The sequence below is a fragment of the Streptosporangium longisporum genome (assembly GCF_039534895.1).
GTDB lineage: Bacteria > Actinomycetota > Actinomycetes > Streptosporangiales > Streptosporangiaceae > Streptosporangium > Streptosporangium longisporum.
The window spans coordinates 306,141-325,245 of sequence record NZ_BAAAWD010000015.1 but is presented as its reverse complement, the minus strand read 5'-3'; the positions used below and the strand labels follow the sequence as shown (position 1 = coordinate 325,245).

Sequence of the window (19,105 nt, the reverse complement as noted above, 5' to 3'; positions counted from 1 at the left end):
TCCTGCCGGGGGCGTTAGACTCGCCGCCCGGATGTGGATGAGAGAGCCGTACCGGTCACAACGTCGGGCTCCGGTGCGGCACACGGGGCGGACGGGGTGGCGATGAGCACCGAGGATCGGATCGAACGCGCCAGGGCGCTCCACGAGCGCGCGGTCTTCGGCGGAGAGGCCGGGGCCCTGGACGCGGCCGACGCGGAGCTGGACGCGGTCGAGGCCGACCTCGCGCTGGCCCGCGGCCGTATCGTTCACGAGCGGCTCCGCCGGGAGCGCGCCGAGCATCCCCGGGAAGCGTCCGAGGAGGACCCGCTCGAGCTGTTCGAGCGGGCCGCGCGGCTCTACCGGGCGCTCGGCGACGTGCGCGGCGAGGGGGAGGCGCTGCTCTGGACCGGCCTGTTCCATCAGGTCATCCGGCGGGACGACGCCACCGCCGTGCCCCTGCTCGAACGGTCGCGCGAGCTCGCGGAGCGGACCGGCGACAGGCTGACGCTGTCGTACGCGCTGCGCCACCTCGGTGTCGCCGAGCACAGGGCCGGGCGGCTGGACGCCGCGCGCGAGCGGCTGGAGGAGTCGACCCGGTTGCGCCGGGAGATCGGGCTCCTGCCCGGGGTGGCCGCGAACATGGTCGGGCTGGCCTACATCGCCGCGGCGGACGGCCGTCATGACGAGGCGTCGGCACTGATCGAGGAGGCGAGCGCGATCGCCGGGGCCAGCGGTGCCCATGCCGTCGCGCGCCAGCTGGAGGAGGCGCGCACACAGGTGTCACGCGACTGACCGGCCGGCCGCCGCCCCGTAGGTGACGCTGCCGGGTGGCATGGCGGCATGGCGGGTCCTCCACGCCCGGCCGGGCCGTCGGGCGCGGCGCCGGGTCCGTCCGGTCTGATAATGGCTGGTATGACCGGCGCGCGTAGAAGAGCTGAGATGTTCGTCGACCCCGAGCACGACCATCGGTTCGGCACCTCCGCCACCGCCGGCGAGCGGAGCATGCTCGTCGACGTCCTGGCGGCCCAGCGTACGACCCTGCGGCTGAAGTGCGCGGGCTTGGACACGGAGCTGTCCCGGCGGTCCGTGGAGCCCTCCACGCTTTCACTGCTCGGGCTGGTCCGGCACCTGGCCGATGTGGAACGCCGCTGGTTCCGGCGGGTGCTGGCCGGGCAGGACGCGCCGCCGCTGTTCTCCTCGGAGGCCGCCCCCGACCGGGACTTCGACGGCGCGGTGCCCGATCCCGCCGTCGTCGCCGAGGCGTGGGAGGCATGGCACGCCGAGGTGGCGTTCGCCACCGAGTTCGTCACGGGCGCGCCCGACCTCGACATCGCGGGCGAGGACTCGTGGCGGGGGACCGTGTCGCTGCGCTGGGTGCTCATCCACATGATCGAGGAGTACGCCCGGCACAACGGGCACGCCGACCTGCTGCGCGAGCGGATCGACGGGGCGATAGGCGTGTGAGATCGGGCGCCCGCATGGAGGCCGGCCCCCTTGCGCCGGGGCCGGGCGCCACGGTCCGGCTCGTGCCACGCCGTCCGGCTCGTGCCACGCCGTCCGGCTCGTGCCGTGTCGTCCGGCTCGTGCCGTGTCGTCCGGCTCGTGCCGCGTCGCTCGGCCCGTGTCGTGCCGTCCGGCGCGGGAGATCGCATGATCGTGATCTCTTCGGGCATGACGCCCTCATGCGCGGACGTTCAGGATCAGGGTCGTGGGGTGTGGTGCTCGACGCACCCGAGGCGGGAGAGCTCGCACGGTTCTACGTGCGCCTCCTCGGGTGGAAGATCACCGCGGAGGAGCCGAAATGGGTGGTGGTCATGCCGCCCGACGGCGTCGCCTACATGGGCTTCCAGACGGAGCCGGACTACGTGCGGCCGATCTGGCCGGCCACCGACGGCCGTCAGCAGATGATGATGCACCTCGACCTGGAGGTCGACGACCTCGAGGCCGCGGTCGCGCACGCGGTCGAGGCGGGGGCGACGCTCCCCGACCACCAGCCGCAGGAGACGGTACGGGTGCTGCTCGACCCGGCCGGGCACCCCTTCTGCCTCTATCTCGACACGTCCGCGGACGAGGAGCCGACGTGACGGCCTGACGGTGGCCGTCCGGCCGGTCCGGGTCACCGTGGAGCCGATGGCGGCCTCCGCGCCGGACCGGACCGGCCGGAGACCGCGTCAGCGCCGTCTGCCCAGGAACATGTCGCGCGGGGCGTACTCCCCGGTGCCGGCCTCCACGCGGTACTCGGCGTCGAACCCGGCCTCCTCCAGCATCTCCATCCACAGAGCGCGGCCGAACATGCCCGTCTCGTGGGTCTCGTTCACGGTGTCTACGGTCTTGTCCGCGTGCCTGAGGATGAACGCGTACTCCGTGAGGATCCGCGAGTCGGACGGATCGGGGTCCCACGTCCAGGAGAGGTATCTCGCCGCGCGGCCGTCGGCGCCGTCGCTCCCTCCGGAATCGTGGCCCGGCTCGAACGTCTCCGTGGTCACGTCCGGGACGAACAGCGCGAGGCCACCCTTCGCGCAGTGCAGGGCCGCGGTGCCGATCGCGGCCCGCAGGTCGTTCTCGTCGGTCATGTAGTCGACGGCGTCGTGGACGAACACGGCGTCGAAGCGCCGGTCGAGCCGGAGCGTCCGCATGTCGGCGCACACGTGCTCGCACTCGGGGTTGAGCCGTCGCGAGACCTCCAGCATCGGCTCCGACAGGTCGGTCAGGGTCATGGCGAAGTGCCGCTTCAGGTGGCAGGCGTTGTGTCCTCCGCCACTGCCCAGTTCGAGCACGGACCGGACCGGGCGTTCGTGACCCGACAGGATCTCGGCGAAACCGGCCGCCTCCTCCGCGTACTCCTCGAACGGGGAGATCAGCGGCCACCAGGGCGCGAGGGAGCCGTAGAACCGGTTGTCCTGCCGCACGGTCATCGAGGCTCCTGAGGGGAGGGGGAGCCCTCGGCTCCCCGGCGGTGTCTGCGGTAGTAACGCGACTGGCGAGCACGGTGGCCGCACGAATCGTGGCACCAGCGCCGGCGCGAGTGGTTCTTGACGAAGAACAGGGAGCACCCAGGCCCCTCACAGCGCCGCACGCGCGAGTCGGGAGACCCCGCCAGCGACTCGACGCAGCCGAGGGCCAGGCGTCCCAGCACCCCCGGGACGCCCAGCGCGCTCGGTTCGGTGCCGATCAGCATCCCCTCCCCGGGGCCCCAGCCGAGCGTCCAGCGAACCGGCGCGGCGGCGAGGCACCGGTTGATCGCCGCGAGCGACGTCGCACGCGGGCGGACCGCGTCGACCTCGGCGCTCAGGACGTCGTGAACGGCGTCGCGGAGTTCGCGCAGACGGCCGATCTCGTCGTCCGACCACGAGACGGGTGCGGGCTGATCCGCGGCGGCGAACCAGCCTGACACGAGACCGGGGGTGGCGAGGTAGTCCACGACCTCCTCGCCGGACCCGTAAAGGGTGTTGGCGAACTCGACGGCCGGTGGTTCCCCCAGGACGGGAAACTCGATCGCGTTCACATGCTGATGGTAGCAGGACCCTCCAACCGTCAGGTTCGGGCGGACGTGCGGATCGTCGCCCGTCTCGGGCGTTCGCTCCGGCGCGTCACGCCCTCCCGCCGACACCCGGGAACACCGGTGTCAGGAAACGCCGGCGCCCGGGAACGTGGTACTCGGGGAGCGTGGTGCCCGGGAGCGTGGTGCTCGGGGGCGTGGTGCTCGGGAGGGTGGTGCCCGGGAGCGTGGTGACCGGGGGCGTGGTGCCTGGGAGCGCCGGCGCCGACGAGGCGGTGTGGCTCGGGAGGCGGTGGCTCAGGAGGCGGTGTGGTCCAGTACCCAGACCACGCCGAACCCGTCCCTGAGCATTCCGTACAGCGAGGACCAGCCGGCCGGGGCGAGATCCTGGACGACGGTCGAGCCCTCGCCCTCGGACAGGCCCTTCCAGTAGGACGTGATCTCCTCGGCCGACGTGCCGCGGATCGAGACGAAGAACGAGTTCCGCCCCTGCTCCCACGGCGTGCCCGACGGCACGTCGTACGCCATCACGCGGAAGCCGTTGTCGCCAGAGACCTGGCCCCACATGATCTGGTCCGCCTCGGACGGATCCTGCACGTTGTGAGCGTCCTCGTAGCTGACGAGAGCGATCTCGCCACCGAAGACGGAGCGGTAGAACTCGAGTGCCGCGCGGGCGTCACCACGGAAGTTCAGGTGGACGGTGGTGCTGACGGTCATGACGGCTCCTTGGTCGTTGACGATGTGTTCCCGGGCGCGGTCGTACGCCCGGCGTGACCGGCGACGGATGCCGTCGGCCGGACGGGACGGTGTGAGACGAGCGGGGTGCGGTGCCGGGACCGGCCGGGTGAGTGAGGGGCCGGTCGGGCGAGGGGCCGGTCGGGTCAGAGGTGAAGCGCGGGCATGATCACACCGTCGACCAGGGTGACGAGGAACTCACGGTCGAAGGGCCTGCGCTGGACGAGCGCACAGTAGGCGGCCATCGTCGGGACGACCCGGGAGAGCGTCTCGATGTCGGCCGTCGCCGGGATCTCGCCGCGGTCCACGGCGCGGCGCATGAACGCGAGGTGCGCGTCGGCCCACGGCTTCACGAGCGCGGTGTCGGCGGCCTCGGCGAAGGTGTGCTCGGTGGAGATCATCGAGGCGAGAGCGGTCATGATCCTCAGGGTTCGCTCGCCCTCCTCGATCGTCTGCGGCCTGTAGAGGGCCAGAAGGTCGCCGCGGAGCGTGCCGGTGTCGGGCAGGTTCCCGGCATCGGCCTTGCTGTACTTCATCCGGGCGATCGCGTCGACGACGAGCTCGCCCTTGGAGGACCAGCGCCGGTAGACGGTGGCCTTTCCCGCCTTCGCCCGTGCCGCGACCATGTCCATGGTCATGCCGGAGTAACCGACCTCGGCGAGGACGTCGAGGGTCGCGTCGAGAATCTTCGCGTCTCGCGTATGGTCCCGCTTCCTGCCGGTACGTCCGGTCTGTTCGGGCGGGGATGGGCCGTCGTCGTCCGTCATGGGTCACCTCCTCTCACCAGGGGAACGATACCAGCCAGTTCCGAAACCGCCAAGTTTCGGAACTCGGTGGTCTCGTTATGCCCGCCACCAGGGTCCGGCTGTGGCACCATGGCGCGATGCGCCATATGTCCGACGACGAACGCCGTGCCCGACTCGCCGTCCGGCACGCGCTGGCCCCGGCGTTCCGCGTCGGCTCCCCGCAGGCCGCCACCCGGGCGATGACCGCGCTGCACGCCACCGAGCCCGCGACCGTCCACCTGTCCTGCCGGGCGCGCGTCGCGTCCCTCACGCTCGCCGACGTCGACCGGGCCCTCCACGACGACCGCGACCTCGTGAAACAGCTGGCCATGCGCCGTACCCTCTTCGTCTTCCCGCGCGACCTGCTGCCCGCGGTGTGGCCCAGCGCGTCCGCCCGGGTCGCGGGCAACGAGCGGGCCCGCATGGCCAAGGACGTGGTCAGGGCGGGACTCGCCGCCGACGGGGACGACTGGCTCGACCGCGCTCGCGCCGAGGTCCTCGCGATGCTCGCCGACGCGCCCGACGGCCGCTCGGCCCTGGAGATCCGCCGTGCGGTGCCGATGATCGACGTCAAGGTGACGGTCTCACCGACCGACCCGTGGTCGGCGTCGCGCGTCCTGACCCACCTCGGCGCAACCGCCGACATCGTGCGCGGCGTCAACGCCGCCCGCTGGTACACCTCGCGGCCGCGCTGGACCCTGATGCGGCACTGGCTCGGCGACGTCCCCGCGACCATGAGCGCCGCCGACGGTTACCGCGAGATCGTGCGCCGCTGGCTGTACTCGTTCGGGCCCGGCACCGTGGACGACCTCGCGTGGTGGCTGGGAGCCACCAAGACGGCGGTACGGACGGCGCTCACGGCACTCGACGCGGTCGCGGTCTCGCTCGACCGGGGCGCCACCGGCTGGGTGTTGCCCGACGACCTCGGCGAGACCCCCGACCCCGGCCCGTGGGCGGCGTTGCTGCCGGTGCTCGATCCGACCGTCATGGGCTGGCAGGGACGCGACTTCTACCTCGGCCCGCACCGCGACCGGCTCTTCGACCGCCGGGGCAACGCCGGCACGACCGCCTGGGCCGACGGCCGGGTGGTGGGCTGCTGGGTGCAGGACGAGGCCGGTGTCGTACGGGTGCGGTTGCTGGAGCCGGTACCGGCTCCGGCGCGCCGGGCCCTCGACGACGAGGCGGCGCGCCTGACCGAATGGCTCGGCGGCTTCCGCGTCCCGACCGTCTACGGCTCGCCCGCGATGAAGGCCCACCCGTCCGCCGACGCGATCCCGCTCTAGGACGGCGGCCCGGTGGCTCACGCCGGGGGAAGAGGCTCCGGGAGCCTGCTCAGCACGGTGTTGTGGACGCGCTGGAAGATCACCGACGTGCGGAATCCGGCGATCTCCCGGCGCTTGCTGAGCCGGTCCAGGAGGAAGGCGTGCAGGTGGTCGAGGTCCTGAAGGGCGACGTGGAGGAGGAAGTCGTCGCCACCGGCGAGCACGAAGACGCTGACCACCTCCGGGAGCCGGGCCACGGAGTCCTTGAAGGTGTCGATGACCGTCCGGTTCAGGGGGCGTACCTGAACCGACACCATGGCCTGGACGCCGCGGTTGAGCGAGGCGTGGTCGATGTCGGCGTGGTAGCCACGGATGACGCCGCGCCGGGTGAGCGCGCGCACCCGTTCCAGGCAGGTCGAGGGCGCCACGCCGAGCCTGCGGGCGAGCTCCCGGTTGGACTGCCGCGCATCTGTCTGGAGAAGCCGGATGATCTCCGTATCAAGTTCGTCCACGCTCGCATTCTCCTCCCGATTCCGGCCGTTCGTTCGCCCGGACCCCTCGTGCGGCACGCATGTGAGTAGCTTCGACCGCGCATCGGTGTTCATCTGAAAAGGAGTACGTCGTGGTTCTGGCGACGAAGCTGGTCCTGGTGGTCCGTGACGACCTGCCCGCCGCGCTGGCGGTGAACGCCGCCGCCGTGGTCGGGCTGAGCCTGGGAGGACGGCTGCCCGATCCACCGGCGGCGGAGGGGAAGGACGCCTCGGGCGGGGTGCACGCCGGGCTGAACCCCCACCCCGTGCCCGTGCTCACCGCGTCCGGTGACCGGCTGCGAGAGCTCCACGACCGGGCCCGCGCCCGGGAGGACCTGATCACGGTGGGTTTCAACGAGGTGGCCCGGCACGCCCGCGACTACGACGACTACCTCACCGCGCTGGCCGCGACGCCGGGGGAGGACGTCGAGTACGTCGCCGTCGCGGTGTTCGGCCCGCGTAACCGGGTCACGGCGCTGACCAAGCGGTTGCCGCTCCACGACTGACGCGTCAGGCACCGGGGCCGGAGGGGCTCAGCCCGGTGAGGCGGCACAGCGCGTCGAACCCCGCGGGGGTGCCGGGCCAGTGGCCGCGTACCGCCTCCAGCCCGGCCCGTCGCACCACGCCGCGCAGGACCGCGGTGACGATGATGGCGTCGTCGGCGTAGCCCAGCACGGGGATGAAGTCCGGGATCAGGTCGATCGGCATCGCAAGGTAGAGCATCAGCAGGCCGAGCCGGATCCGCACGCCGCGCGGCAGACTCTCGTCGGCGGCCAGCCGCCGGAGCAGGCGCAGCAGGTCGGGCAGGATCCGCAGGGCCTCCCGCAGCAGCCCGGCCTCGGGCCGGACGACGAGCAGCGCCACGATCAGCAGCAGCCACCCGGCCAGCAGCGCGGCCCCCACGCCGAGGGCGATGTCCCACCACACGGTGCCCCTCCCGTCCCCATCCGCTCGTCCTCGCCGGACCGCGACGACCGGGCCGGCATCGATGCGATCCGGTCGTGACCGGCCCGATCCAGACCGCGGCCAGGGTCGCGACCGGCCCGATCGAGGCCGAGGCCGAGGTCACGGCCGGTCCGGTCGAGGCCGAGGCCGAAGTCATGGCCGGTCCTGTCGCGGTCACGGCCGGTCCGGTCACGATCGGTCTGCTCGCGGTCACGATCGGTCCGCTCGCGGGCATGTCCGGATCGGTCGCGGCCATGGCCGAAAACCGGTTGCTTCCCCCGGAAGAATGACAGATGGCACGCGGCCTCGTTGACGGGACCCTCGGTGGTCCCGGCGCGTTCCAGCGTGATGTCGCGTCGATGGCGTATGGCCGGAAAGCAGGAGAACAGCCGTGGTTCCGCCGATCGTCGATCCCCCTCCCGCGAAGCAACGCGAACCGCTCCGGGTCATGGCCGCCGGGCTGGTCGCCGTGGTGCTCTGGGCCTCCGCCTTCGTCGGCGTCCGGGCGGCGGGCACCGACCTGTCGCCCGGAGCCCTCTCGCTCGCCCGGCTGGCCGTCGGCAGCCTGGCCCTCGGGGTGTTCGTCCTGGCCCGCAGGGAGACGATGCCCTCGCGGAGCGATCTGCCCCTGCTCGTCTTCTACGGCTTCCTGTGGTTCGGCGTGTACAACGTCACGCTCAACTGGTCGGAGCAGCTGATCGACGCCGGTACCGCGGCCATGATCGTCAGCCTCGGGCCGGTCCTCATCGCGCTGCTCGCCGGTCTCCTCCTCAAGGAGGGCTTCCCCCGGTCGCTGCTGGTCGGCTGCGCCATCGCCTTCTCGGGGGTCGTCGTCATCGGCACGGCCACCGCCTCGCAGAACGTCTCGGCAGGGCTCGGCAGCCTCCTCGCCCTCGTGGCCGCCATCACCTACGCGGCCGGGGTCGTCTCACAGAAACCCCTGCTCGACAGGTCGTCCGTCCTCGTCATCACCTGGCTGGGATGCATCATCGGCGCGGCCTTCTGCCTCCCGTTCACCCCGCAGCTCCTCGACGAGCTGCCCCGGGCGTCGTCGTCCGCGATCACCTGGACCGTCTACCTCGGCGTCTTCCCCACCGCCATCGCCTTCACCGCCTGGGGGTACGCCCTGTCCCGCTCGACGGCAGGACGGATGGGCGCGATGACGTACCTGGCGGCCCCGCTGAGCACCCTGATGGCCTGGCTGCTCCTCGGCGAGGTGCCTCCGTGGGCGGCCCTGGCCGGCGGCGCGCTCTGCCTCACCGGAGTGATCATCAGCCGCCGCGGACCACGGCCGTGAGCCGCGGACCACGACCGTGACACCGGGGAGCGGCCCGGCGCACCGTCGCCGGGTCCGCCTCCCCGCCGTCATCCCCGCCGTCATCCCCGCCGTCATCCCCGCCGTCATCCCCGGGGGCGCTCCCCGCTGTCCTCCCGGGACCGCTCCCCGCCGCGGGGCCGCTCACTCTCTTCCGGTCGGCCCGCTCACCGGCTCACCGCCGCGGCCAGGGCACGCACCCGGGCGGCGTGACCGTCGTGGCCGATGACGACCGGCGGCTCGTTGTACGGCATGGCGTCGGAGGAACGGCGCAGCTTGACGTACTGCCCGCAGGCGTCGACGGCGTAGGGCTCCATGTCGTCCTGGAGCGCACCGATCACCGTGATCCCGTACGTCTCGCCGATCCGGCGGAACAGCGCCACGGCCTCCCTGCGGTGCTCCTTGCCGAGGTTGCGGCCCAGCTCGTCGAGGACCAGGCACAGGTGCCCGCCGCCCGAGGACGCGATCGCCGCCGCGCAGACCAGCTTCACCGCCTTCTCGTCCATCAGCGCGGTGTTGGCCCGCCGGTCGTACGGCACGAACCCCTGGCCCTCGCCCCGGCGCCACTTGGGGGTCACCCGCCAGGCCCAGCGCTGCTCGGGATCGGCCGGAGCGGGCGGCACCGGGAACTCCAGCGTCGCCCCGTACCCTCCGTAGGAGGTGTCGAGCCTGTCGAACTCCTCCGCCACCCGGGCCAGCCTCGCCCTGATCGCGGCGGTCAGCGCGGCCCGGTGCGCGGCCGTGGACCGGGCGGCCTCCTCCGCCCCCCGGGTCGCGGCCGTCAGGTCGCGCTGCCGGGTGACGATCTGCGTCTCGATCTGGCGCCGCCGGTGCCGCTCGTACTCCTCCTGCCCGCGCAGGTAGGAGGCGAGCGCCGAGCAGACACCGGGGAACATGGCCTGCTCGCGCGCGGTACGCCCGGCACCGGGCGCGGCCCGTTCCCTGACCAGGAACCGCAGCTCCTCGGGCATCTCCTCGTCCTCGCCGGGGAAGGTGTCGCGCAGCGCCTCGTCCAGCCGCCGCTCGGCGGCCCGCCACCACTCCTCGGCCGTCAGCGGGCGCTCCTGCTCGTCGAGGGCGTCCAGCCAGTCGCGGGCCCCCTCGGCGGTGCCGCCCCACTCCCCGGCCAGCGCGTCCAGGCCGAGCGCCTCGCGGTCGGCGGTGATCCGCGCCGCCTGCTCCGCGGCCTGATCCCGCTCGGCCTCGTGCCGTGCCCGGCGGCCCTCCAGCCGCTCGACCTCCATGGTGCGCGTACGGGACCGGAAGTCCAGCGAGCTCACCCGGCGCTCCGCCTCGCCCACCCTCGGCGCGATCGCGGCCAGCGCCTCGGCCAGCTCGATGAGCGCGTGCCGTCGCTCGGACAGCCGCCGTTCGATGTCGGTCAGCTGTACGGCGGCCTTGGCGCCCTCCAGCCGCCTGCCCGCCTCGGCCACCGCGTCCTCGGCGGACCGCACGGCCGCCGACGCGCTCTCCTGGACGTCCCGGGCCCGGTGCAGACGCTGCTCGGCGGCCTTGATCCTGGCCTCCCTGCCGGTGACCGCCACCTCGAACGATCCCACCACGGTCACACCGGCGGCACTGACCAGCACCGAACCGGGCAGCGCGTCCAGTGCCCGTGCCGCGGCCTCCAGGTCGGCGGCGTCGACGATCACCGCGTGCTCGTGCGGCCACCCCCGGGCCCCCGGCGCGGACGGCGCCCGGCCGTCGCCGGGCCCCTCCTGGTCGCGCGCCTGCTCGGCGACGTCGATGGCGTCGAGCAGGCCGGTGGCCCCCACGCCCGCCTCGGCGAGCGCGTTCAACTGGGCCGCGGCCGGGCCGCCCTCGGCGTCGTCCAGTGCGGCCCTGGCCCCCTCGCTCTCGCGGTCGGCCACGCCCAGCGCCTTCAGCGCCTCGTTCAGCCGGGTTCCGGCCGTGGCCAGCTCGGCACCGGCCGTGGTCACGTCACGCCCGTCGGCCAGGCGGCGCTGCTCCTCCAGGCCGGGGATCCAGCCGCGCAGCTCGTCCACGGAGTTCTCCGCCACCGCCCGGTCGGCGTCCAGCTTCGCCGCGTGCGACTGCAGGTCGGCGAGCTCCCTGCGGGCCTGGGCCAGGCCGCGTTCGAGCGTGTCGTCCTTGAGCGTCGCGATCTCCGCCCGCACCTCGCCGATCGCCTCGACGGCGCGGTCACCCGCCGCCCGGACCCGCTCCAGCTCCACCGCCAGCGCCTCGTCCCGCCGTGCCGCGTCGACGAGCCTGCGCGCCAGCCGTCCCCGCCAGCAGCGCAGGGCCTCGGCCAGCCGGACGCGGGCCCGGTCGCGCCGGTCGAAGGTCTCCAGCAGGGTGCGGGACTCGTCCTCGAACTCGCGGAGCAGCTCCACGGCCCGTGTCGCGCGGACCCGCCGGGCGTGCTCGTCGCGCCGGGCCTCCCGCTCCTGGTCGAGCTCGGCGTCCAGGCCGGTCAGCGCGGCGATCGCCTCGAAGACCCGTTCGGGGGAGATCTCGTTGAGCGGCTGGGAGAGCAGGTTGGTGGCGACCTTGCTCCGCACCGAGGTGGACAGGAACGACACGCATCTGACCCGGTCGCCGTACAGGAACCTGGTCAGGTCGCGCGCCACCACGTCGCGGCGTCCGGCCGAGCGGGGCAGCGCCGCCCAGAGCTCGTCCGCCCGCGCCACCCGTTCCGCCTCCGAGGCGGCCGAGGCCAGGTGGATCCCGGGGACCCACCGGATCTCCAGGTGCGGGGCCTCCTGGTTGACCCGCAGCCACACGGTGACGGCGTCCAGCGAGTCGCCGCCGGGTGGGACGTCGGGTGGGACGTCGCCGGGTGGGACGTCGTGCCCGGAGTCGCGGTGTGAAGGGGCATCGTGCGCCGGGCGACGCCCGGGGGCGTCGTGCGGGACGCCGCCGGGTGCCGGATCGGCCGGTGCGAAGACGCCGACGATGTAACCGTGGTCGGCGCTGGCCCAGGTCCGGCCGCCACCGCCCGCGGCGAGTTCGGCGTTGAACAGCAGCTCCGAGACCGACTTGGCGCCGGAGGCGAAACGCCACTGCTCGTCCCCGAGCAGCGCGGTGATCATCGCGATGAACGACGACTTGCCCGCGCCGTTGGAGTCCTTCGGCCCGGCACCCGCGACCACGATGAGGGTGCCCGGCACGGTCGGCACCGGATGGGTCGAGAGCCGGGAGATGTTGACCGGTTGCACGGCGACCAGCACCCGGTCACCCACCACGTTCTCCGTCGGCGCGCCCGCCCGGACGTCCACGGAGACCAGGGTCGCCTGCGTCCCGGCCGAGACCCCGGATGTCCCGGGGACCTCGGAGACTCCGGGGATCGCGGGGATCGCGGGGACTGCGGCCGGAGCGGGCACGGTACGGACCTCCGTGGCCCGGGCGCCCCTGCCCCGCCCCTTCGCCACGGGAGCGGGCCCGCCGGGGGAGGTCGTGCCCGGGGCGGGAACGTCCGGGGACGTCACGGCCGGAGTGGGCGCGTCTCCGGGCTCCACGGCCGGAGCGGTCTCGGCTCCGGAGGCGCCCCTGCCGGGAGGCGCGCTCCCCGCGCCGCTCCCGCGTGAGCCCTTCGCGGCCTGGTTCCGCTGGTCGGTCAACCCCGTTCCCCTCTTCCATCGTGTTCACGGCTCCTGCGTTCTGCCCGCGACGTCGGAGCCCGTCCCGGCGGCACCCCGCCGGTCGCCGTCCCGGTCGCCGTCCGCCCCGGGAGGCCTCCCGTCCCGGGACACCGCCCCGGAACACGGCCCCGGGACACCGTCCGGTTCGGTCTCATCGCCGGGCCGCCCGTACGGCCGCGGCCAGCGGTGTGTGCGGACCTGCGGCCAGGATCAGCTCCTCCTGAAGGCGGCGCCTGGCCTGCGGGGTCAGCCGGTGGAACTGCGGGCCCGGCACGTGACCACCGGCCTCCTCACCCGCCTTCACCTGGGTCACCAGGCCCGCGTGCCGCAGGACGCGGAGCGCGGCCTCCAGCTCGCCGATCGGCAGCCGGGTGTGCCGTCGCAGCTCGTCGGCCTGGGCGGGGAACGGCGACAGCCAGCTGTCGGAGGGAAGGAGCCCGTCGGCCCGGGGGATCGCCACCGAGTGGATCAGCACCAGCACCAGCACCGCCCGCTCGGCCTGGCCCAGGACCGGGCCCGTCCCCGCGGTCACGCCGTCCGCGTACCCCGACGTCCACGTCTCGCGCTCGTGGATCAGAACCCGGCCGCGGCGCTCCAGCATCCCGGCCAGCGTGTGGCGCAGCGCGGGCTCGCGCAGCGCGGGGAAGCGGGCCTCGTGCACCGGCTCGGCCGCGTGTTCCACCGCCATGAACGCGGCCACGATCTCGGCCCTGCGCCGCTCGTCGAAGGGGCCGAGCAGGTCCTCGTCCACGTTCTCCGGAGCGCTGACGCTCGCGGCGGCCTCGACCTCCCCGCCGGGAGCGTCCCCGCCGGGGGCACGGTCGTGAGGAGCGTCGCCGTCGACGGTGACGGGAAGGACCGCCGGACCTCCCCGCGTCTCCTCACCCGAGGGCAGGCGGCGCATCAGCTCGCGCAGCTGGGCGTGCGACGACGCAGGCCACGAGGCGCACCGGGGGCCGAGCCGGACATGGCCGTCGGCGACCTCCAGCCACGCCGAGTCGTGCAGGCGGCGCAGCGCGCCGATCGCCCAGTTGCGCATCAGGTCGTCGCCACGCCCGATCAGCGCCCGGTACGCCGACAGCACGTCGTCCACCGGGACTGGGACACCGGGCCAGGGATCGGCGGACAGGTCGGTCCAGCAGCAGCGCAGCGCGGCGGCCAGCACCCGCCGGGTCTCCCCGGAGCGTTCCACCGCGACCGGTGTGACCTGGTACTCCTCCAGGAGCGAGGGGGTCGCGCCGTCCGGCCAGACCGGCAGCGCCAGGCCGGTGCCGTCACCGCGTCCCAGCCGCGCCATCCCCGGCGGAGCCGGCCGCCCGGTGCCGAGCCGGAGCGGACCGCCCGCCCGCGCGCGGACGTGCGCCACATCGGGCCGCTCGGGCACGGACCCCGTCGCGGAGGGCTCTCCGGCCGCAGACCCCGTCACGGAGGACTCGACGGCCGTGGAGCCTCCGGAGCCCGCGGTGTCATCGGCCGCCCCGGCGACCCCGGGGACCTCGGGGACCGGGAGGGTGTGCGGGTCAGTCGCCACCGCCGGTCCTCTCCAGCCGGCCGTGGGAGAGCCAGGCGGGCTCGGCCGCGGGGTCGGCGGTGAGGCCGTCGGACCAGCGCAGCCGGTACGGGGAGTCGGGGCGCAGGTCGGCCGCGACCAGGTCGGCCAGCAGGCGGCGGGCCGAGACCCACTCGCCGTCGGCGGTGAGCAACTGCTCCAGCCGGGCCGAGGAACGCCCGGCCAGCGCGGTCTCGGCCACCGAGGTCAGACGGTCCAGGCCGTCGGTGCCGGGGGCGTAGGTGTCGGCGGGACCGGGGTCGGGCAGGGCCGAACGCGGGGGAGTGGGCTGGGCGGGGACCGGCCGCGGGCTCTCGTCCACGGCCCGGACGATCGCCGCCGGGTCGTGCCAGGGGGCGGGGGCGTCGAAGACGAAGCCGTCGAGCACCGCGGCCAGACGCTCCTTGCTCGCGGTCTGGGCGAAGGTGCGCCAGGTCTCCGCGGGGAGCAGCGTCAGGTTCCTCGTCGTACCGGCGGAGTCGGCCAGCCGCCCGGCGGCGCGGCGCGAGGCGTCGCTGTAGGCGTAGATCGCGGCGCGCAGCTCGGTACAGGTGCGGTCCAGGTCGGGCCAGCGGTTCAGGACGGTGTCGTGCAGGCTCTGCGCCCGCCGGGTGATCTCCTCGGTGCCCCAGAGCTTGGGCGCCTGCTCGCGCAGCTCCTCGATGGTGCCGCCGGTCAGCGTGATCAGCTCCAGCGCCCAGAGGCGGAAGGCGCGCGAGAGGTTCTGCGCGCTGGTGCGGGCCTCCTCCATCGTCGTGGCGGGGTCGGCCACGTTGAGGTCCTCCAGCGCGAGCAGCCGGTGCATCTCCGACTGGCCGCCGTCGTCCATCATCCGGCGGATGAACATCAGCCCCACCACGCTGGTGAAGGAGGCGCGGTAGCGGAGCTGGTTGGGCTTGGGGAACACCTCGCGGATCGCGCCGAGGCCGCGCAGCACCCGCAGCCGGTTCTCGAACCGGTCGAGCGGGTAGGCCCGGCAGACGTGGCGCATCTGCTCGTGGGTCAGCCACTCCTCGCCGGCCTCGGCGAACGCCGCGAACAGCGTCTCGGCGATGTCGACGAGCGCCGGGTCGTCCACCACCGCGCCGCTGTCGCGGGCGAGGGCCGCGAACATGCGGCGGTAGGTGGAGAGCACGGCCTCCTCGGTGAGGGCCGAGTCGAGCGTGATCTCGTGGTTCGTCTCTGGCACGCGCCCTACCGTAAGGCCTGCGCCCGACATTCCTGGCCCGTACGGGCGGACGTGCCCGGCCTGCCGGCCCGTGCGACGGAACGTGCCCGCTCGTCCGGCCGGTGCGACGGGACGCGTCCACCCGTCCGGCCCGTGGCCGCGGGACGCGCACCCCGTCAGCGGCCGACGGCCGCCCGTACCTCCGCCATCAGGACGGCCGCGTCGGCGACGGTCCGCTCGATCTCCTCGGTGGAGCCGCCGACGCCCGCGAGCAGCCGCCCGGCGCGCGCGGTGAAGTCCCCCGGCGCCCCCGGCAACCGGCCGGCCGAGGCCACCATGCCCTTCTCGTTGATCAGCCAGCGGCCCGCGTGACCGTGCAGCCCCTGGCAGGCGACGCCGACGGCGCGGAACAGGCACCCGGCCGCGTACGCGGGGTCGGTGCCGGCCGCCCCGTACCGGGCCAGGCCCACCGAGAAGTCCGCCTCCCAGAGACCGTCCACCAGCGCCGTCCCCAGCGCCGGGGGGTAGGCCCGGGCGTTCTCCCGCAGCCCGGTGAGCTCTCCTCCGGGATCGGCCAGCACCCGGCAGAGCGCCACCTCACCGGCGTAGGCGTGGGAGTAGAACCCCAGCGGGTGCCCGGCCTGCGTCCCGACCTTGTAGCGGCCCCGCCGGCAGTCCTCCCAGACGCGGTGCACCCGGTCGAGGTCGCGGTAGAGCCAGTCGACCCGCCGTCCGCCGATCGTCAGCCAGCCGCCGCCGTCGACCCACGGCCCCCAGCCGCCCGGCTCGGTCAGCTCGCTCCCCTCACCGGCCTCCCGTACGGCCAGCGCGCGCAGCGCCGCCACGTCCAGGTCGCCCCGGTAGTACAGCCCGAGGTCGACGTCGGAGTCCGGGCGGTGCGTGCCGCGGGCCCGGCTGCCGCCGAGCGCCACCGCGACGATCCCGGGAACCTCCACCAGCCGTCGCGCGAGCGCCGTCATCGTCGCGTCGTCCAAGGCGATGTCCATGATGATCCATTCGACCACACACGCGACGGCCGTGCCCGCCCTCCGGGCCTGTCCCAGAGCCGGGGATCCCGCGCGCCGGTGGACGGGGCGGTCCCGTCCGGACGCCGCGGAGCGCCGGAAGGAACACGCCTGCCTCGTACGCAACGATTCGCAATTTTCGCGACAGGTCGCAATACGCGGCATACGGTCGGAGGACCAACCCCCCTGTGGTGACGAGGTGACGGAGATGGCGACCTCCACGGCGCGCATCGACGAGGCCAAGGGCATTCTCGCGGCCCGGCTCAAGGCGCTCCGCGCCGGTGCCGGGCTGACCGGGAGGGCACTGGCGGCGAAGACCGGCCTGGACCACACCAAGATCTCCAAGATCGAGAACGCGGTCCAGATGCCCAACCAGACCGACATCCGCACGTGGTGCGAGGCCTGCGACGCGCACGAGCAGGTGGTCGACCTCATCGCGGCCGCCCAGAACATCGACGCCATGTACGTCGAATGGCGCCGGCTGGAGGAGAACGGCCTCGGTCACGTCCAGCGCTCCTTCCAGCCCCTGTACGAGCGGACGCGCCAGTTCCGCGTCTGGCAGCACTCCGCGGTCCCGGGACTGCTGCAGACCGACGACTACGCCCGGGGACACCTGCGCGCCGTCATCGACTTCCGCGGCATCCCCGACGACACCGACGCCGCGGTGGAAGCCAGGCTGCGGCAGCGGGAGGTCCTGCGCGACGGCGGCAAGCGGTTCGCGTTCGTCGTCGGGGAGCAGGCGCTCCGTACCCCGCTGACCGGGCCGCGGGAGATGGCCGGCCAGCTCGACCGGCTGGCGGAGCTGACCTCCGGTATCGCCAACGTGTCCTTCGGGATCCTCCCCGCGACGGTCAGGCCGCCGCTCATGCCACCGGAGAACTTCTGGATCTACGACACCGACCGGGTCCGGATCGACACCGTGCCGGGCCAGATCCAGCACCGGACCCCGAGCGACGTGGCCGCGTACGAGAAGGCGTTCCAGGCGCTGAGCGGCGCCGCCGTGTACGGGCGGCAGGCGCGCGACATGCTGTGGGCCGCGGCGGAGGCGTTCCGCGCCGGGTGAACGCGCAACATCGCGCAACAACGTTGAGCCCGGGGCCGCGCGGTCCCTACCCTCGCCAGCGTGACCGTTGATCACACCGCTCCCGGAGATCTCGCGCCGCACCCGGTCGACCTCCGGGCCGGTGAACTGGCGGCCCTGCTGGCCCGAGCGCACAACATCCCGGCCGACGTCCACCGCCTGCCGTCGGGCGAGCCGGTCGTCTCCGTCTACTACGGGCTCGTCGTCCGCATCGACGACACGTGCCGTTTCTGGTGGGTCGTCCCGGCCTCGGTCGGCCGGCGGAGGCCGCTGTGGACGAGCGCCACCGTCCCGGCCGTGGCGGCGAGCCGGATCGCCGGTCACTACCGGGAGCTGCGCGCCCGCCCGCCGGGTCACCTGATCCGCGGCGGCTACCTGACCGCGGACGTTCTCATGGAGCACCACACCGCCTCCGCCCCGATCTGAGCGCGGCCCCGATCCGGGCGCGTCCTACCGCGTCTGCCGTTCCTGCCGCGCCTGCCGTCCCGCCCGTCCCGGCACGCGGCACAACGGCGGGCGGCGGGCCCAGGTGGCCCAGCGCCAGAGCCATTCGAGCGGGCCCTGGCGGTACCGGCGCAGCCACAGGACCGACAGCGGCCACTGGACGCACAGGACGCAGGCGGCGATCAGGTACACCCTGGCCGGGGACCAGTCCTGCGGGGAGCCCAGGACCTGCCGGACCCCCAGGACCAGGACCGTGGCGCTCAGGTAGTTGGTCAGGGCCATCCGGCCCAGCGGCGCGAAGACGGCCGACAGCACCGGTCGCAGCGGCGTCCTGAGCAGCACCAGCAGGACGCACACGTACACCCCCGCGACCAGCGCCCCGGCCGTGTGGATCCAGAAGCCGAAGTACGGGTCGTCCATGCCGCCGGCCAGCCCGGTCTGCACCCACAGCGCGGGCGCCGCGGCCGTCGCGAAGGCCAGGCCCAGCAGGAGCGGCACCCGGGTGGAGCCCTCCAGCCGGTCGGCCACCCCGTAGCGGACCAGCGCCGAACCCAGCAGGAACAGCCCGGCGACCAGCACGGTCCTGTCGCCGCCGAGGACCAGCGCCGTCGCGACGAGCGCGACGGCCAGGCCCGCCACGGCCCCGCGCGGCAGCCAGGTCGAGGGCAGCAGCACCAGCAGGCCGACGGCGGCGTAGACGGTCAGGATGTCCCCCTGCCACAGCAGCAGGAAGTGCGCCAGGCCGATCGCGAGCAGCGCGAGGAGCCGGCGCAGCAGGAGCAGCCGGGGACGGGCGACGCGGCCCGTGACGGAGGCCAGCAGCAGCGAGAACCCGATCCCGAACAGCAGCGAGAAGATCGGGAAGAAGCGCTGGTCGACGAGCATGCCCATGACCTGCTGGACGCCGTCGTTCGCCTCCTGCGGGTCCACCGGCGAACGTCGCACGACGACCTCGCCGGCGTTGGCGATCGGCTTGACGTTGGCCAGCAGGATCCCGCACAGCGCGAACCCGCGCAGCACGTCGAGGGCGGCGATCCGCGGCCTGCCCGGCGGGGCCGCGGCGAGGGTACCGGGGGACCCGGACGAAAGTGGATCTTCGTGTGGCATGGGCCTCATCCTGCGGGCCGCGCCCGGTGCCGGATATCGGCCGAAGGCAGGGGCGGCGCCGTCCGCGGCGGTACTT

Annotated in this window: 20 protein-coding genes; 9 read left to right on the top strand and 11 right to left on the bottom strand. The window is 73.8% G+C overall.

Annotation, left to right across the window (positions count from 1 at the left end; translation table 11 throughout):
• Window positions 1–102 precede the first annotated feature (102 nt).
• The 3 genes from ABD832_RS27865 to ABD832_RS27855 all read left to right on the top strand — a co-directional run bounded on the left by ABD832_RS27865 (window position 103) and on the right by ABD832_RS27855 (window position 2,063).
• Window positions 103–771, top strand: a complete 669-nt coding sequence (locus tag ABD832_RS27865) for a tetratricopeptide repeat protein (protein ID WP_344900603.1) — start codon at window positions 103–105, stop codon at window positions 769–771.
• A 120-nt stretch (window positions 772–891) separates the two neighbouring features.
• Window positions 892–1,443 (top strand): DinB family protein, encoded by a 552-nt coding sequence (locus ABD832_RS27860; RefSeq protein ID WP_344900601.1) that lies wholly within the window; start codon window positions 892–894, stop codon window positions 1,441–1,443.
• Window positions 1,444–1,694: 251 nt separating this feature from the next.
• A complete protein-coding gene (locus ABD832_RS27855) occupies window positions 1,695–2,063 on the top strand; it encodes a VOC family protein (protein ID WP_344900599.1) in 369 nt (122 codons plus the stop codon).
• An 87-nt stretch (window positions 2,064–2,150) separates the two neighbouring features.
• Here ABD832_RS27855 and ABD832_RS27850 read toward each other — a convergent pair whose 3' ends face one another.
• From ABD832_RS27850 to ABD832_RS27835, 4 genes are all read right to left on the bottom strand, one after another.
• Window positions 2,151–2,894, bottom strand: coding sequence for a class I SAM-dependent methyltransferase (locus tag ABD832_RS27850; protein WP_344900597.1), 744 nt, complete (start codon window positions 2,892–2,894; stop codon window positions 2,151–2,153).
• Complete coding sequence (locus ABD832_RS27845; RefSeq protein WP_344900595.1) at window positions 2,891–3,484, bottom strand: CGNR zinc finger domain-containing protein; 594 nt, start codon at window positions 3,482–3,484, stop codon at window positions 2,891–2,893. The genes ABD832_RS27850 and ABD832_RS27845 overlap by 4 nt, the downstream gene beginning before the upstream one ends.
• A 291-nt stretch (window positions 3,485–3,775) precedes the next feature.
• On the bottom strand, window positions 3,776–4,195 hold the full coding sequence (locus ABD832_RS27840) for a VOC family protein (RefSeq protein ID WP_344900593.1): 420 nt from the start codon (window positions 4,193–4,195) through the stop codon (window positions 3,776–3,778).
• Window positions 4,196–4,359: 164 nt separating this feature from the next.
• The gene (locus ABD832_RS27835) at window positions 4,360–4,980 is read right to left on the bottom strand and encodes a TetR/AcrR family transcriptional regulator (RefSeq protein WP_344900591.1); all 621 of its coding nucleotides are present in this window, start codon (window positions 4,978–4,980) and stop codon (window positions 4,360–4,362) included.
• A 116-nt stretch (window positions 4,981–5,096) separates the two neighbouring features.
• On the opposite strand from ABD832_RS27835, the gene ABD832_RS27830 reads away from it, so the two are divergent.
• A complete protein-coding gene (locus tag ABD832_RS27830) occupies window positions 5,097–6,281 on the top strand; it encodes a winged helix DNA-binding domain-containing protein (protein ID WP_344900589.1) in 1,185 nt (394 codons plus the stop codon).
• Between the two features lie 17 nt (window positions 6,282–6,298).
• On the opposite strand, the gene ABD832_RS27825 is transcribed toward ABD832_RS27830, so the two are convergent.
• Window positions 6,299–6,772 carry an Lrp/AsnC family transcriptional regulator gene (locus tag ABD832_RS27825; protein ID WP_344900587.1) on the bottom strand — a complete coding sequence of 158 codons (474 nt, stop codon included), beginning with the start codon at window positions 6,770–6,772 and terminating at the stop codon, window positions 6,299–6,301.
• A gap of 110 nt (window positions 6,773–6,882) precedes the next feature.
• Here ABD832_RS27825 and ABD832_RS27820 point away from each other — a divergent pair, with 110 nt between their 5' ends.
• A complete protein-coding gene (locus tag ABD832_RS27820) occupies window positions 6,883–7,296 on the top strand; it encodes a DUF2000 domain-containing protein (protein WP_344900585.1) in 414 nt (137 codons plus the stop codon).
• 4 nt (window positions 7,297–7,300) lie between these two features.
• Here the strand turns inward: ABD832_RS27820 and ABD832_RS27815 are convergent, their stop codons facing one another.
• The gene (locus tag ABD832_RS27815; protein ID WP_344900583.1) at window positions 7,301–7,717 is read right to left on the bottom strand and encodes a YkvA family protein; all 417 of its coding nucleotides are present in this window, start codon (window positions 7,715–7,717) and stop codon (window positions 7,301–7,303) included.
• Window positions 7,718–7,791: 74 nt separating this feature from the next.
• Here ABD832_RS27815 and ABD832_RS27810 point away from each other — a divergent pair, with 74 nt between their 5' ends.
• The gene (locus tag ABD832_RS27810) at window positions 7,792–8,025 is read left to right on the top strand and encodes a hypothetical protein (protein WP_344900581.1); all 234 of its coding nucleotides are present in this window, start codon (window positions 7,792–7,794) and stop codon (window positions 8,023–8,025) included.
• 101 nt (window positions 8,026–8,126) lie between these two features.
• A complete protein-coding gene (locus ABD832_RS27805; RefSeq protein ID WP_344900579.1) occupies window positions 8,127–9,032 on the top strand; it encodes a DMT family transporter in 906 nt (301 codons plus the stop codon).
• A gap of 185 nt (window positions 9,033–9,217) precedes the next feature.
• On the opposite strand, the gene ABD832_RS27800 is transcribed toward ABD832_RS27805, so the two are convergent.
• The 4 genes from ABD832_RS27800 to ABD832_RS27785 form a co-directional block, all read right to left on the bottom strand.
• Window positions 9,218–12,634: a chromosome partitioning protein ParA gene (locus tag ABD832_RS27800; protein WP_344900577.1), complete on the bottom strand. Its 3,417-nt coding sequence runs from the start codon at window positions 12,632–12,634 to the stop codon at window positions 9,218–9,220.
• 172 nt (window positions 12,635–12,806) lie between these two features.
• On the bottom strand, window positions 12,807–14,186 hold the full coding sequence (locus tag ABD832_RS27795; protein ID WP_344900575.1) for a hypothetical protein: 1,380 nt from the start codon (window positions 14,184–14,186) through the stop codon (window positions 12,807–12,809).
• Complete coding sequence (locus ABD832_RS27790) at window positions 14,176–15,393, bottom strand: hypothetical protein (protein ID WP_344900573.1); 1,218 nt, start codon at window positions 15,391–15,393, stop codon at window positions 14,176–14,178. The genes ABD832_RS27795 and ABD832_RS27790 overlap by 11 nt, the downstream gene beginning before the upstream one ends.
• Window positions 15,394–15,548: 155 nt before the next feature.
• A complete protein-coding gene (locus ABD832_RS27785) occupies window positions 15,549–16,379 on the bottom strand; it encodes a nucleotidyltransferase domain-containing protein (protein ID WP_344900571.1) in 831 nt (276 codons plus the stop codon).
• A gap of 226 nt (window positions 16,380–16,605) precedes the next feature.
• Between ABD832_RS27785 and ABD832_RS27780 the strand changes: the two genes are divergently transcribed.
• The gene (locus ABD832_RS27780) at window positions 16,606–17,460 is read left to right on the top strand and encodes a helix-turn-helix domain-containing protein (protein WP_344900569.1); all 855 of its coding nucleotides are present in this window, start codon (window positions 16,606–16,608) and stop codon (window positions 17,458–17,460) included.
• A gap of 60 nt (window positions 17,461–17,520) precedes the next feature.
• On the top strand, window positions 17,521–17,904 hold the full coding sequence (locus ABD832_RS27775) for a hypothetical protein (RefSeq protein ID WP_344900567.1): 384 nt from the start codon (window positions 17,521–17,523) through the stop codon (window positions 17,902–17,904).
• Window positions 17,905–17,928: 24 nt separating this feature from the next.
• Here the strand turns inward: ABD832_RS27775 and ABD832_RS27770 are convergent, their stop codons facing one another.
• Window positions 17,929–19,029 carry a DUF418 domain-containing protein gene (locus tag ABD832_RS27770; protein WP_344900565.1) on the bottom strand — a complete coding sequence of 367 codons (1,101 nt, stop codon included), beginning with the start codon at window positions 19,027–19,029 and terminating at the stop codon, window positions 17,929–17,931.
• Between the last annotated feature and the right edge of the window lie 76 nt (window positions 19,030–19,105).

Excerpts from the sequence above, each read along its gene's own strand:
- ABD832_RS27865 (WP_344900603.1), top strand. The coding sequence starts at position 103 with ATGAGCACCGAGGATCGGATCGAACGCGCCAGGGCGCTCCACGAGCGC.
- ABD832_RS27860 (WP_344900601.1), top strand. The coding sequence starts at position 892 with ATGACCGGCGCGCGTAGAAGAGCTGAGATGTTCGTCGACCCCGAGCAC.
- ABD832_RS27850 (WP_344900597.1), bottom strand. The coding sequence starts at position 2,894 with ATGACCGTGCGGCAGGACAACCGGTTCTACGGCTCCCTCGCGCCCTGG.
- ABD832_RS27840 (WP_344900593.1), bottom strand. The coding sequence starts at position 4,195 with ATGACCGTCAGCACCACCGTCCACCTGAACTTCCGTGGTGACGCCCGC.
- ABD832_RS27835 (WP_344900591.1), bottom strand. The coding sequence starts at position 4,980 with ATGACGGACGACGACGGCCCATCCCCGCCCGAACAGACCGGACGTACC.
- ABD832_RS27830 (WP_344900589.1), top strand. The coding sequence starts at position 5,097 with ATGCGCCATATGTCCGACGACGAACGCCGTGCCCGACTCGCCGTCCGG.
- ABD832_RS27785 (WP_344900571.1), bottom strand. The coding sequence starts at position 16,379 with ATGGACATCGCCTTGGACGACGCGACGATGACGGCGCTCGCGCGACGG.
- ABD832_RS27780 (WP_344900569.1), top strand. The coding sequence starts at position 16,606 with ATGGCGACCTCCACGGCGCGCATCGACGAGGCCAAGGGCATTCTCGCG.
- ABD832_RS27770 (WP_344900565.1), bottom strand. The coding sequence starts at position 19,029 with ATGCCACACGAAGATCCACTTTCGTCCGGGTCCCCCGGTACCCTCGCC.